Source organism: Massilimicrobiota sp. An142 (assembly GCF_002160725.1).
GTDB lineage: Bacteria > Bacillota_I > Bacilli_A > Erysipelotrichales > Coprobacillaceae > Allocoprobacillus > Allocoprobacillus merdigallinarum.
On record NZ_NFLD01000015.1, the window covers coordinates 40,743 to 52,835 of the forward strand.

At 36.1% G+C, this 12,093-nt stretch carries 20 protein-coding genes; all 20 read left to right on the forward strand.

The features are described 5' to 3' along the window. Positions 1–8 precede the first annotated feature (8 nt). Complete coding sequence (locus B5E87_RS07885; RefSeq protein WP_087244382.1) at positions 9–272, forward strand: thioredoxin family protein; 264 nt, start codon at positions 9–11, stop codon at positions 270–272. Beyond that, positions 259–561, forward strand: coding sequence for a ribosomal-processing cysteine protease Prp (locus B5E87_RS07890; protein WP_158095579.1), 303 nt, complete (start codon positions 259–261; stop codon positions 559–561). The genes B5E87_RS07885 and B5E87_RS07890 overlap by 14 nt, the downstream gene beginning before the upstream one ends. Positions 562–666: 105 nt before the next feature. Continuing rightward, positions 667–1,287, forward strand: a complete 621-nt coding sequence (locus tag B5E87_RS07895; RefSeq protein ID WP_087244384.1) for a DUF4355 domain-containing protein — start codon at positions 667–669, stop codon at positions 1,285–1,287. An 11-nt stretch (positions 1,288–1,298) separates the two neighbouring features. Continuing rightward, entirely contained in the window at positions 1,299–2,489 is a 1,191-nt protein-coding gene (locus B5E87_RS07900) for a hypothetical protein (protein ID WP_158095580.1), read from the forward strand. Between the two features lie 6 nt (positions 2,490–2,495). Next, positions 2,496–2,834: a hypothetical protein gene (locus tag B5E87_RS07905; protein WP_206399269.1), complete on the forward strand. Its 339-nt coding sequence runs from the start codon at positions 2,496–2,498 to the stop codon at positions 2,832–2,834. Beyond that, entirely contained in the window at positions 2,831–3,139 is a 309-nt protein-coding gene (locus B5E87_RS07910) for a hypothetical protein (protein ID WP_087244385.1), read from the forward strand. The genes B5E87_RS07905 and B5E87_RS07910 overlap by 4 nt, the downstream gene beginning before the upstream one ends. Before the next feature lie 8 nt (positions 3,140–3,147). After that, entirely contained in the window at positions 3,148–3,516 is a 369-nt protein-coding gene (locus B5E87_RS07915; protein ID WP_087244386.1) for an HK97 gp10 family phage protein, read from the forward strand. A 2-nt stretch (positions 3,517–3,518) separates the two neighbouring features. Further along, on the forward strand, positions 3,519–3,929 hold the full coding sequence (locus tag B5E87_RS07920; protein WP_087244387.1) for a DUF5072 family protein: 411 nt from the start codon (positions 3,519–3,521) through the stop codon (positions 3,927–3,929). Between the two features lie 23 nt (positions 3,930–3,952). Continuing rightward, entirely contained in the window at positions 3,953–4,759 is an 807-nt protein-coding gene (locus tag B5E87_RS07925) for a phage major tail protein, TP901-1 family (RefSeq protein ID WP_087244388.1), read from the forward strand. A 2-nt stretch (positions 4,760–4,761) separates the two neighbouring features. Continuing rightward, the gene (locus B5E87_RS07930; protein WP_087244389.1) at positions 4,762–5,073 is read left to right on the forward strand and encodes a hypothetical protein; all 312 of its coding nucleotides are present in this window, start codon (positions 4,762–4,764) and stop codon (positions 5,071–5,073) included. A gap of 92 nt (positions 5,074–5,165) precedes the next feature. Continuing rightward, positions 5,166–5,504: a hypothetical protein gene (locus B5E87_RS07935; RefSeq protein WP_206399270.1), complete on the forward strand. Its 339-nt coding sequence runs from the start codon at positions 5,166–5,168 to the stop codon at positions 5,502–5,504. Next, positions 5,497–7,707 (forward strand): phage tail tape measure protein, encoded by a 2,211-nt coding sequence (locus B5E87_RS07940; protein WP_087244391.1) that lies wholly within the window; start codon positions 5,497–5,499, stop codon positions 7,705–7,707. Before B5E87_RS07935 ends, B5E87_RS07940 begins: the two co-directional genes overlap by 8 nt. Positions 7,708–7,715: 8 nt before the next feature. Next, on the forward strand, positions 7,716–8,573 hold the full coding sequence (locus B5E87_RS07945) for a hypothetical protein (protein ID WP_087244392.1): 858 nt from the start codon (positions 7,716–7,718) through the stop codon (positions 8,571–8,573). After that, complete coding sequence (locus B5E87_RS07950) at positions 8,564–9,544, forward strand: hypothetical protein (protein WP_087244393.1); 981 nt, start codon at positions 8,564–8,566, stop codon at positions 9,542–9,544. The genes B5E87_RS07945 and B5E87_RS07950 overlap by 10 nt, the downstream gene beginning before the upstream one ends. After that, positions 9,545–10,084 (forward strand): hypothetical protein, encoded by a 540-nt coding sequence (locus tag B5E87_RS07955; protein WP_087244394.1) that lies wholly within the window; start codon positions 9,545–9,547, stop codon positions 10,082–10,084. Positions 10,085–10,108: 24 nt separating this feature from the next. Next, positions 10,109–11,020 (forward strand): hypothetical protein, encoded by a 912-nt coding sequence (locus tag B5E87_RS07960; RefSeq protein WP_087244395.1) that lies wholly within the window; start codon positions 10,109–10,111, stop codon positions 11,018–11,020. Beyond that, a complete protein-coding gene (locus B5E87_RS07965) occupies positions 11,013–11,330 on the forward strand; it encodes a PF13754 domain-containing protein (RefSeq protein ID WP_087244396.1) in 318 nt (105 codons plus the stop codon). The genes B5E87_RS07960 and B5E87_RS07965 overlap by 8 nt, the downstream gene beginning before the upstream one ends. Then, on the forward strand, positions 11,318–11,584 hold the full coding sequence (locus B5E87_RS07970; protein ID WP_087244397.1) for a hypothetical protein: 267 nt from the start codon (positions 11,318–11,320) through the stop codon (positions 11,582–11,584). Before B5E87_RS07965 ends, B5E87_RS07970 begins: the two co-directional genes overlap by 13 nt. Next, positions 11,574–11,750, forward strand: a complete 177-nt coding sequence (locus B5E87_RS15045) for a hypothetical protein (protein ID WP_158095581.1) — start codon at positions 11,574–11,576, stop codon at positions 11,748–11,750. The genes B5E87_RS07970 and B5E87_RS15045 overlap by 11 nt, the downstream gene beginning before the upstream one ends. Next, positions 11,740–11,922 (forward strand): hypothetical protein, encoded by a 183-nt coding sequence (locus tag B5E87_RS07975; RefSeq protein ID WP_087244398.1) that lies wholly within the window; start codon positions 11,740–11,742, stop codon positions 11,920–11,922. The genes B5E87_RS15045 and B5E87_RS07975 overlap by 11 nt, the downstream gene beginning before the upstream one ends. Positions 11,923–12,093: the final 171 nt, after the last annotated feature.

The window sequence follows — 12,093 nt, forward strand, 5'->3', positions numbered from 1 at the left end:
AAATCGAGATGAAAAAGATTTTATTCTTTCATACGAAATGGTGTCCGCCATGCAGAAATGCCATGAAGACAAAGATTTTGCCTCTCATTGATTTATTTGGAAAAGAAAAAATTGAAATAATAGATGCAGATGTTAATCCACAGTTTGCTGAAAAATGTGGAGTGACGAAACTTCCTGCATTTTTTTATATTTATCCAGAGCAACATATATACATGAGAGTTGATCATTATTCATTCCAGCAGTTGAAGGAGATTCTTGGTGATAAAAGCTAGTAAAAAAATTTTTGATGACAATATAGAAATTATTGTCAGTGGACATGCCTGCTATGGACCATACGGGCAGGATATTGTATGTTCAGCTGTTTCTTCTCTTTTCTATACTCTTTATTTTTCTCTTGATGAATTGACGAATGATAAAGTAAATGTGGATTTTGCAGACGATTTTTCCAAAATTATAATCAAGAATATATCTGACAATGGACGATTGCTAGTATCGTCTTTTTTTATTGGGATTAGAGAGATAGCATCAAGTTATCCAAATCATGTATCAATAATTGAATAATTGTCCAGGCGTGGAAGACTTGAAAAGCTACGGATGAGTCAGGCGTGGTGACTATAAACTACGGATTAGTTAAGCATTGAAACTTTAAACTATGGAGGAATGATTATGTTATTTAAAAAATTTAACTTACAGCTTTTTGCTGATGATGATTCTTCAACAAGTGAAGATGGCAAAAAAAGCGAACAACAAGCTGAAGAACATCAAAATGAAACTAAGAAAGATGAAAAGAAAGGCGAAGGCGAAAAGAAATATACTGATGCTGATCTAAACAGCATAATTGATAAGAAATTCGCCGAATGGCAAAAAAAGAAGGAAAAAGAAGTAGATGAAGCCAAAAAACTTGCAGAAATGAATGCAACAGAAAAGGCTGAATATGAACGTGATAAGCTTCAGAAGCAGCTTGATGAAATGATGAAGGAAAAGAGCTTAACTGAGATGACAAAAGTTGCTAGAAAGATGTTGAGTGAAGATGGAATTAATATCACTGATGAACTTTTAGCTAATCTTGTGAGCAATAGCGCAGAAAATACAAAGGAAGCTGTTAAATCATTTATTGAGCTGTTTAAAAGCGCTGTTAATGATGCTGTAAAGGACGCTTTAAAAGGTAAAGCTCCTAAGAATAGCACTGGATCTGATTCGATTACAAAAGAAAAAATCATGAAGGTAAAGGACAGAGCCGAACGACAGAAGCTTATTGCAGAGCATATGGATTTATTTGAAAAATAGGAGGTTATTTGATGAAAAGATTATTTAATTTACAGAAATTCGCTGCTCCTGACAACATGACTGGAAAAGCTCAGATTCAAACAAAAGCCAGAGAAATTGATTTTGTATCAAGCTTTTCTGATAGTTTGCAGGCTTTATTAGATATCATGGGTATTACACGCATGATTAAAAAGGCAAATGGAAGTGCACTTAAGAAAAAAACAGCAGCAGGAGTATTGCAGGATGGAAACGTTGCTGAAGGTGATGAAATCCCTCTATCACAGTTTACTGTCAAAGAGGAAACATTCGATACAATTACTATTGAAAAATGGAGAAAATCTACATCTATTGAAGCAATTGCTGAACATGGATATGATAATGCTGTTGCTATGACGGATGAAGAAATGCTTACATTATTGAGAGATGATGTACTTGACAGATTTTATGATTTCATGGCTACAGGTACATTGAAATCAAGCGAAGCAACTTGGCAGATGGCTATTGCCATGTCAATTGGTAGAGTCAAAGACAAGTTTAAAAAGATGAGAAAGAACGCCACTGGTATTGCAGTTTTCGTTAATACATTGGATGTATACAAATATGTTGGTTCATCAAACATTTCAATTCAGACTGCATTTGGTATGGATTATGTTAAAAATTTCATGGGAGCAGATTATATGTTTATTTCTTCTGAAATCCCAGAAGGGACAGTAGAGGCCACAGCTTTGAACAATATGGTTGCTTATTACGTTGATCCAGCTGATTCCGAATTTGCTAAAGCCGGATTAGAGTTCACGACAGATACAGAGACTGGATTTATTGGTGTCCATGCGGAAGGTAACTATACAAGAATGTTATCTGAATTGTATGCTATCATGGGTGTAAGATTATTCGCTGAATATATTGATGCAGTGGCAGTCATTACTGTTGATTCGACTCCCACATTAGGAACATTGACAGTACAATCAGCAGCAGGGACTGAAACAGGAGATACAAAAATTACTGTGACTCCAGCAAAAGAGGATGCAAGTCATTTATACAAATATAAAGTGGCTACTGAAGAAACAGAAGTGACTTATGGTCAAAATGTACGTGGATGGACTGCATGGGATGGAGAGTCAGATATTACCGCAGCCACAGGGCAAACAATTACAGTTGTTGAATGTGATGCATCTTATCAGGCACAAGCCAGTGGGTCTGCATCAGTAACTGCAAAGGCCTAATACAATATGAATGATGCAACTATTCTTGATAGAGTCAAAACACGTCTTGGTTCTACAAGACCGCCAGATGACTTGATTATTGAACTCATACAGACAATCAATGACAGATTATGTATTCGATTGGGTGAAGAAAATCTACCTGAAGTTTTTAACTCGATATGTGTTGATGCAGTCATTAAGGCTGTAAGAAGAATCTATTATGAAGGCATATCATCTGAAAATGTTTCAAATTTATCCACATCTTTTTATGAAGATATTCTTTCCGAATATGCCAATGAGATAAATAGCTTTCTAAAAGGGAAGATTAATTCCAGTGGCAATGGGAAGGTTGTGCATTTTCTATGATTTGGAAAAAATGTCAATTATATCAAAATCAAAAAATTGATATAGATGCACTTAGAAATCCTGTGTATGAAAAAAAGAAAGTTCTTGAAACGATATGCAGATTTACCCCCTGGACAGATTTGCAAATTGCTTTAGAAAATAGAAATGTTACAAAAAACGAACAGCGATTTGTCATACCTGTTCCATTCTGTGAATTTCCAAAATGTAATTTTGCTGAAATTGATGGAATCATGCAGGAAATTACCGAAGTTACATCATTATCACCACGATATACAGCTATATTGGTTAAGGCGTATAAGGAGTGAACGTGTTTATGTCAATGTTTAATATTGAAGTCAATAAAACAGAGATTGATGCATTGGAGCAGAAATTGCTTGCACTCAGTAGGGTAAGATTCAATGCTGTTGTCAAGAAACAAGTTACTCAAATGTTGAATACCGCCAGAAGCAGTGGAGGCAGTGGAAGCACGCCGGTTGATACTGGTGAGCTTAGAAAGTCATCAGGGACTTACGGTGATGAAATGGGCTATCTTTCTGAATATGCTCCACATGTAGAGTATGGTCATAGAACTGTTGATGGGAACTATGTTCCAGGACAACATTTTCTGAGAGATAATGTGAATATACAGGGAGTCATTTTTAAGCAGGATCTTTTAAAAGCTATAAAAAAAGAAGGTGGATAATTATGTACAAGCAGATAGGTTTGGTTGAACTAGTAGCTGCTATACAGAAGAAAATTATAGAAAATACAGGATTTGAGTGTTTTGATCATGTTGATTTGAATACACCAAGTCCTTTTTATTTTGTCGAGGTTGTGGGGAAACGCCCTGCACATTCAAAAACAATGTATCGTGACGTTTTTACTGTATGGATTCATGCAATAGCTCAACCGTCGAATTCATCATTGCAGATTTATGAGATGATTAATCAGCTTGAAGAGGCTTTGACAGAAGATATTGTTTTGCCAGATGATTATGAGTTGATTATGCAGACAAATAATGGCATACAGACAATCAAGCAGGATGAAACAAAGGAAAAACATGCTGTATTGTCTTATGAGTTTATGATCTGTTATGGATTCAAGTGTAAGATATAAAATTAATGGAAAAGGAGGACTTTATGAAAAAATTAAATTTGCAGAAATTTGCATTCGACAATAATGCATACTGTGATTTTTCAAGTACCACTGCAAAGGCAGTGGCGGGAAAAGATATTCTTTTATGTATTTATAATATGGATGGAAGTGAACTGTTGGCTATCAGCGGTCAGCAGGGATTAACAATCAATCGTTCGGCAGATAGTATTGAAATTACATCTAAAGATACACAAGGTGGGTGGAAATCTAAAATCGCAGGAATGAAGGAATGGTCCATTGACAATGATGGTATCTATGCGCTGGATGATGAAAGTCACAACGCTCTCTCAAGAGCATTTGAAAATGGTGATCCAGTCTGCTTGAAAGTTGTTGATGGAAAAAGAAAACGAGGATTATTTGGAGGACTAGCAGTCATTACAGATTATCCATTGGAAGCACCTTACGATGATTCAATGACATATTCATTGACTTTAGAAGGAATGGGTGCATTGGTTGATCTTTTGGCCAATCCAGTATCTCCTGATACAATGCCCCAGGATTCTGCATCATTAGAAACACTGACAGTTGTTTCGGTTGAAGGCACATCATCAGGTCAAACCATGGCCTATGTCAATCCAGCAAAATCCAGCTCCAATAAATATTTCTATAAAACCGGCAGTGCACCCTTGACATATCCAGCTTATGGTGAAGTTGTTACTCAGACTTCATGGGATGGAAAGGCTGGCATTGCAGCCACATCTGGACAGCAGATTATGATCATTGAAACAGATGCGGCAGGAAAAGCATTAAAAGCAGGCGTTGCAACGGTTACAGCAAAGGCAGGTAGTTAATTATGGAATTGAAATATAAAGGACAGAATCTTGATTTAAAGTATGACATTGGAAGAATCAAGATTATTGAAAAGGCAACCAATATGTCGCTTATGGCATTGCTTTCTCAAACAAGTGGAATGATGAGTCTTGAAACTTTAGAAACATATTTTGCATATGGTTTGAAGAATGTAGATAACGATTCATATATTCCTGTTTCAAAAGGATTGGAAATTGCTGATGATTTAATTCAGAATGAAGGATACTCGCAGATTGTCAGCATAGTTGTTGATGCATTGCAGCGTGATTGTCCTTTTTTCTTCCAAGTCGCTTAGTAGATCTAGAATATCTAGCTAATGATGAAATTGATGATCAATATGAAAAAATAGCAGAGCCATATCTTGAAGATATAGACTTTGCTTTTTTTGTGGTCAATTTTGGATATACAAAGAAAGATTATGAATCTCTGACTAAGCGAGAAAAGGCTTTTATTTATAAGGCATGGGAAAATAAAGTTGTTTCTGATTCGTATAACACATATAACGCATGTTTCACCGCATTTTACAATGCAAATAGAAAGAAAAACAAAAGAGCCTTAAAACTCTGGAAAAAGAAAAGAGTTGCAAAGGCAGACAGGGAAACTATTCATAAGAATATTATTGTTGCTAAAGAGGTAGACAGAAAAGAAGGTAAATCATGGGTTGATATTGTTTATGAAAAGAATGGTTTGAAAAAGCCTCACAGAAAGGAGGCAATAGATGGCTGATTATACTTTAAGTGCAAAGGTTACAGGGGATTCTGTTGAATTTGAGAAAGTCTTTACCAATGCTACAAAAACAGTTAATAAGTTTCAGGCCAAGATGGAAGGACTCGCTACAAAAGTGAAATCAGTAGGTGATAAGATTTCGGGTGCTGGAAAAGCTATGAGCGTGGGAATTACTGTGCCATTGGCTGCGGCCGGTACAGCAGCAGTTAATGCTGCATCTGATTTTGATGAGAACTTGAATAAAGTTGATGTTGCATTCGGAAAGAATGCTCAATCGGTCAAGGAATGGGCAAATACAGCTATTACTCAATTTGGTTTAAGTAAGAACCAGGCATTGCAGGCTACGTCTCTGTTTGGTGATATGGCCACATCTATGGGAATTAACCAAAAACAAGCGACAGCCATGTCAATATCAATGGCAGGGCTTGCTGGTGATTTGGCATCTTTTAAAAATGTTGGAATAGATCAAGCGATGACAGCATTGAATGGCGTATTTACGGGTGAAACTGAATCGCTGAAACAGCTAGGTATTGTTATGACAGAGGTGAATTTGGAAGAATTTGCCAAAAAGACAGGAAAGGTCTATTCTGAAATGTCACAGGCTGAAAAGGTTCAACTTCGTTACAATTATGTTATGGAGATGTCTAAAAATGCTCAGGGAGATTATGCAAGAACTGCTGATGGTACAGCCAATAGCTTAAGAACGTTTCAAGGTTCCGTTGATAACCTCAGCATTGCTATAGGTCAGAACTTAACACCGGTCATTACTCCACTTGTTCAGAAAGCGACTGAAATGGTTGATGCGTTTGCAAGTGCAGATCCACAAATACAGTCTACAATTGTCAAGTGTGCAGCTCTAGTAGCTGGATTAGGACCACTATTGGTTGTTATTGGAAAAACGACAAGCAGCATATCACCGCTGATTTCAGGAATAGGAAAACTGGGTGCAAAAATAACTGAGCTAGGAGGAATGAAAGCAATGATTTCCTCTGTGTTTGGTGGCATAAGTGCACCAGTTCTTATATCGGTTGCTGCCATTGCTGCACTGACTGCTGCATTTGGTTATCTTTTCACTACAAATGAGCAGTTTAGAAATTCCGTGATGAGCACAGTCAACACAATCATAAGTTCTTTACAGCCTGTTATCATGTCACTTATTCCTGTTATTACTAATCTGGCAACGCTTGTTGGAGCAACTTTAATGACAATATTGCAGACACTCGCACCATTGATAGTGCAGATAGCATCATTTATAGGCCAAGTAGTAGCGCAGTTGAGCCCGTTGATTACTCAATTAGTCAGCATGGTCGTTCCGGTTATAAATACAATCATACAGGTTGTTACGCAGGTAATCGCAGCGATTATGCCAGCGCTGATTGCAATCCTTGGTTCGGTAATGAATGCCATTAATGCATTGATGCCACCAATAAAATTGATTCTTAGTACAGTGATTGCGGTCATGTCACAGATTATGAGTGCTATAAGTCCAATCATTGCATTTATTGCAAACATAATCACACAGGTTATGAATAAAATCACACCTATTATTTCATTTGTTTCCGGTGTGATAGCATCTGTGATTTCAGTTATAAAGCCTATATCTTCGACTGTATCAAGTGTGTTTAATTCTGTATTTAATACTGTTTCAAAAATCATGAGCAAAGTATCAAGTAAAGTGACAGGTGTATTCAATGCAATAAAAACAGCATGGAAAGGGTTGACAGGATTTGTCAGTGGAGTGTTTGATGGCATTGGATCAGCAGTTGATTCATTGGTTAGAGGCGTAAAAGGAACTATTAATAGTGTCATCGGTGGTATTAATGGTGCAATAGGTGTCATTAACCTTATTCCAGGTGTTAATATCGGAAAGATTCCTAAGCTTGCTCATGGTACTGACAACTGGCAAGGTGGATTTGCATACATGAATGAAGGTGGTCGTGGAGAATTGACATATCTGCCTAATGGAGCTCAGGTCATCCCACATGATATTTCTGTTAAATATGCAAAGGAGTCAGCAAGAATGAATACACAACAGGGATACATGGACACAGATGCTCTAGGTGATTATATTTCAAGATCATCTGCTATATACGCTAAGCAGATAGCTGATAAGTTGGAAAATGGAATTTCTAAAATGAAGATGGTATCAAACAATCGTGAAACAGCTAGATTTATGGCTGATTTAGGATTTGTGAAAGGATAGGGTAGTATATGAATATTAAATATGTAAATTCAAATGGAAAAGAGATAAGTCTTACTGACTATCCTTATCTTTTTCAGGAAGGTGATATCATTGACTACAATTGGGACTATGATTCAGAAAATGGTAAAATAAAGCGTATTTACAAGAATATAGTTGAGAGAAAAGTCAACATAAAGGTGCTTCCTGATTTTTCTTATTCAGCATCAAAAAGAAAGCAATTAATGAGCGGATATGTAAATGATCTTTGTGATTTCTTTGAAACAGATATAGTAAACAATAAAGACGGTAAGTTATACTTTGATGATGACTATTATCTAAATTGCAAGCTTATCGCAAGTTCAAAAAGTGACTGGCAGATGGGCATAGCATATATGAACTGTGAATTTACACTGCTCGTTGAATATCCTTTTTGGATAAAGGAAGAAAGAAAATCATTTTTGCAAAATGATGATATCAGCGAAATGGCTGAAACAGATACAAAGTTATATGGATATCATTACCCATACGTTTATGGAACAACAAAGGGTATTGATAGTTTCTATAATCCATCCATAAAAAGTAGTAATTTCAGATTAGTTTTCTATGGTCCTGTTTCAAATCCACAAGTTATGATAGGAGATAACTTGTATGGAATCAATATCACAATCAATGCTGGAGAGTACGCTGTCATTGATTCGATGGAAGAAAAAATGTATCTTGTTGATTTGAGTGGGACAACGAATGATATCTTCAATAAGAGAATAAAAGGTCAGGGAGTACGTATTTACGAAAAAATTCCAAGTGGTGTATCTTCGGTTAACTGGTCATCTGGATTTGGATTTGATCTTATTGTCTATGATGAAAGAAGTGAACCAAAATGGCATTAATATATACAGATTCAAATAGAGAAGATATTGACTATGTTCAAAAACATTGGAATATAGATTTTGATATCGGTCTTTACAATGGCGGTGATAATGATTTTGAAATTACAGTTCCAAGTGAAGAATGGACTGACAGATTCAACGATTATTCCATTGTATATGATGAAGATGGTGGGGAATTAGGAGGACTTGTAAAAGGTAAAACTTCAGACACGGCCCAGGAGAATGTAATCATATGGGGATTGACGTGGAGAGGTATAATTAAGCAGGATTATATAGAGCCCCCTGATGGACAAGCGTATTATGAAGCACGTGGTGATGCAAATTCTTTTCTTAGAGATGTGCTTGATAATTACTTTGATGGATTGATAGTCGGTTCTGAAGAATTATGTGGAGTTGATGTCAACTATGACATTCGATATATCAATAAACTTGAAGCCATTGAAAAGACATTAGAAAAATCTAACCTGAAAACGAAGATAGAGTTTATTAATGGGAGAGCTGTTGTAAGTGCTGTTAATATGATCAGTGATATTGATGTAGAGTTATCCAATGATTATGGATATGACATAATGGCAAAAGATTTGAAAAATGGGATTAATCATGTCATTTGTTTAGGTCAGGGAGAATTGACAGAAAGAACCATAGTACACCTATATCTGCTATCTAATGGCACGATTACCCAAGATAAAGAACAAGCTACAGCCGATGGAATATATGGCCTGTATGAAACGAAGACTATATATGACAATTCTAATGCCCAGGATATATCCGAGCTAATAGAGGGAGGTAGTGACAAATTGATAAGCAATGAAAAGAGTTTAACTATTAATAATGTTACAGGTGTTGATATTGGAGATGTTGTCAATGCTCGTGATTACATAACTGGAATATTCATGACAAAAAAGATTGTGGCAAAAGTATTTTCGGGATGTCTAGATAACCTGAAAATCGAGAATAAGGTAGGTGATTAAATGGGAAAACAGCTTACTGTTTCAGGGGCGGAAATCACAGCACGTGATGATGCTCTTTTTTTTCATTCTCTTACAGGAATGAATGGTGTTTTTAAATATGGAAATCAATTAGCTCATGAGGTTGTGAATGTCAACAAGATTAATATTAAAGATGGCATGGTACAGGCTCAAGGTAGAAACTATGTTATATATCCTAATGATGTTGAAAGCTTAACGATTGAAAATGGAACACAGAATCAAAAAAGATATGATCTAATCGTGTATGAAATTTCAAAGCAGGATAATCAAGAAACACTAAGTCTGAAGGTAATTAAAGGAACACCATCAGCGAGCAATCCTGTGGATCCAACGTTAACCCAACAGGATACACTTAGTTCTGGAACAACATTCCAGTTACCTCTTTATAGAGTAAAGCTAAATGGCATCAACATAGAAGGAGTTGATGACCTCAGAACTTATATCAATAATCTCAACAATGCTCCACAGGTAACAGCTGTCACTGATGAATATGTGGAGATGGAAATTAATTTTGATGAATAATTTTTATGATGAAAGGAGAATAGAATGGCAGTTAAAACAGTTCAGGCAGTAATCAATGGGCAGACTTATAATCTTACCAGAAACTCTGGTACAGGCAAATATGAAGCAACGATTACTGCACCGAATAAGTCCAGTTACGGACAAGCAAATCATTACTATGATGTGACCATTAAGGCAACAGATGATGCTGGAAATGTAACAACAAAGAATTCAAGTGATGCAACACTAGGTAATTCACTAAAGCTTTATGTAAAGGAAAAAATTGCACCAACACAGACTATTACATATCCTACATCATCAGCATTGATTACAAACAACAAGCCTGCAATAACATGGGAAGTAAAGGATAATGACAGTGGAATAAATCCAAATTCCATTGGTATTACAATTAACAGTGGCACAAAGATTACCTCTGGTATAACAAAAACACCAATAACAGGTGGATATAAATGTTCCTATACACCAGCTTCTCCATTAAATGAAGGCAACAATGTGATTAAGGTGGATTGCGCTGATAATGATGGAAATGCAGCTACACAGGTATCTGTAACATTTAAGGTCGATACAGTGCCACCAACGCTTAATATCACAAGCCCTACACAAGGATTGATTACAAATAAATCTACTGTTACAGTGAAAGGGACTACGAATGATGCAACATCATCACCTGTTCTTGTTGTTTTGAAAGTCAACAATGGAGAGGATATCAGTGTTACGGTCGGAAGCGATGGTTCCTTCACAAAGGATGTCACACTTGTTGAAGGTAATAATACAATTAAGATTATTGCGACAGACAGTGCAAAGAAACAGACTACAGTTACTAGAACTGTTGAATTAGATACAAAACCACCTGTCTTTGGTGCAGTAACTCTCACTCCAAATCCTGTGGATAGTGGAAAGACATTTGTTATCTCTGTCGAAGTTACAGATGCTTAAAAGAGTGTTTGGAACATCAAATGGTCTTGATATAAATTTTACAAAACAAGAAGATGGAAAATGGATAACAACAATCCCAAGAGATCTTAGTGGAATATATTATCTTGAACTGTACGCAGAGGATGATGCAGGAAATATTAGCTATATGGCTACAGTAGTCATGAAGTTTGATCCTGTTTCATTCTGCGTTAAATTTGATGTTATTGAATTCCATGGAAATGCTGAAATGAGAGAATTCATTGAAGCATTTCATGTTAAAAATCATTATGATACAGAGTTCAAAGGAGGAGATAATGGATGTTGCTGCTAAAAGGTGAAAAGAGAAGCATTGTCATGTCAATTGTATCTTCCGATGATGTAGAATTTACTATCTCAACTGCAACAGTAGAGATGACAAAAGGATGCAAGAGCATATCTTCAATTCCATGTACTATTTCAGAGCATGATATTTCCTTCTCAATTGATACAAATGACTATGATACAGGATATTATGACATTGTCGTTACATTCAGTATTGGTCCTGAGATATTGAAAAGAAAGAAGGAGATTCAAATTGTCTGCTGAATATAGATTATACAATGTAAAGCTATCAAAGCAAACTGTTTCAACAGGAGAACGTTTCATCATTCAAGTAGACATCATAGACTGGGACTGGATAAAGAAGAATATCGCAACATGGAATACATTGAAAACCAATTTTGCAAAGTGGGGTGATCTGATTGGCAATTAAGCATATAAGTTTAGTATTACCAAAGACTACTGATCCACCAGACATAAATGTAATCAATACTGCTTTGAAGGAAGTAGAAACAAAACTCAACGCTACAATTGATCAGATTAATGATGCATTGATATTTGTATCACAAACTGATGAATACGTAGAAGTTGAAATACCAGAATAGGAGGAAAAATATGGATAAAGTGAAATTCACCCACACCCGCAAAATTCATGCGGGGGGGGGGTACAAAATACCGCAATATCATCAGAAAGGAGGATGCTATCGAGAGAGGATAGTATCCTCTTTACATTTGGAAAGAAAAGAGGTGAGTGCTTGTAGCATTCACCGTGATGT

What these genes read in the sequence shown, in the direction of transcription:
- B5E87_RS07885 (WP_087244382.1), top strand. Translation starts at nt 9, where the DNA reads ATGAAAAAGATTTTATTCTTTCATACGAAATGGTGTCCGCCATGCAGA.
- B5E87_RS07895 (WP_087244384.1), top strand. Translation starts at nt 667, where the DNA reads ATGTTATTTAAAAAATTTAACTTACAGCTTTTTGCTGATGATGATTCT.
- B5E87_RS07900 (WP_158095580.1), top strand. Translation starts at nt 1,299, where the DNA reads ATGAAAAGATTATTTAATTTACAGAAATTCGCTGCTCCTGACAACATG.
- B5E87_RS07905 (WP_206399269.1), top strand. Translation starts at nt 2,496, where the DNA reads ATGAATGATGCAACTATTCTTGATAGAGTCAAAACACGTCTTGGTTCT.
- B5E87_RS07910 (WP_087244385.1), top strand. Translation starts at nt 2,831, where the DNA reads ATGATTTGGAAAAAATGTCAATTATATCAAAATCAAAAAATTGATATA.
- B5E87_RS07915 (WP_087244386.1), top strand. Translation starts at nt 3,148, where the DNA reads ATGTCAATGTTTAATATTGAAGTCAATAAAACAGAGATTGATGCATTG.
- B5E87_RS07920 (WP_087244387.1), top strand. Translation starts at nt 3,519, where the DNA reads ATGTACAAGCAGATAGGTTTGGTTGAACTAGTAGCTGCTATACAGAAG.
- B5E87_RS07925 (WP_087244388.1), top strand. Translation starts at nt 3,953, where the DNA reads ATGAAAAAATTAAATTTGCAGAAATTTGCATTCGACAATAATGCATAC.
- B5E87_RS07930 (WP_087244389.1), top strand. Translation starts at nt 4,762, where the DNA reads ATGGAATTGAAATATAAAGGACAGAATCTTGATTTAAAGTATGACATT.
- B5E87_RS07940 (WP_087244391.1), top strand. Translation starts at nt 5,497, where the DNA reads ATGGCTGATTATACTTTAAGTGCAAAGGTTACAGGGGATTCTGTTGAA.
- B5E87_RS07945 (WP_087244392.1), top strand. Translation starts at nt 7,716, where the DNA reads ATGAATATTAAATATGTAAATTCAAATGGAAAAGAGATAAGTCTTACT.
- B5E87_RS07950 (WP_087244393.1), top strand. Translation starts at nt 8,564, where the DNA reads ATGGCATTAATATATACAGATTCAAATAGAGAAGATATTGACTATGTT.
- B5E87_RS07955 (WP_087244394.1), top strand. Translation starts at nt 9,545, where the DNA reads ATGGGAAAACAGCTTACTGTTTCAGGGGCGGAAATCACAGCACGTGAT.
- B5E87_RS07960 (WP_087244395.1), top strand. Translation starts at nt 10,109, where the DNA reads ATGGCAGTTAAAACAGTTCAGGCAGTAATCAATGGGCAGACTTATAAT.
- B5E87_RS07965 (WP_087244396.1), top strand. Translation starts at nt 11,013, where the DNA reads ATGCTTAAAAGAGTGTTTGGAACATCAAATGGTCTTGATATAAATTTT.
- B5E87_RS07970 (WP_087244397.1), top strand. Translation starts at nt 11,318, where the DNA reads ATGTTGCTGCTAAAAGGTGAAAAGAGAAGCATTGTCATGTCAATTGTA.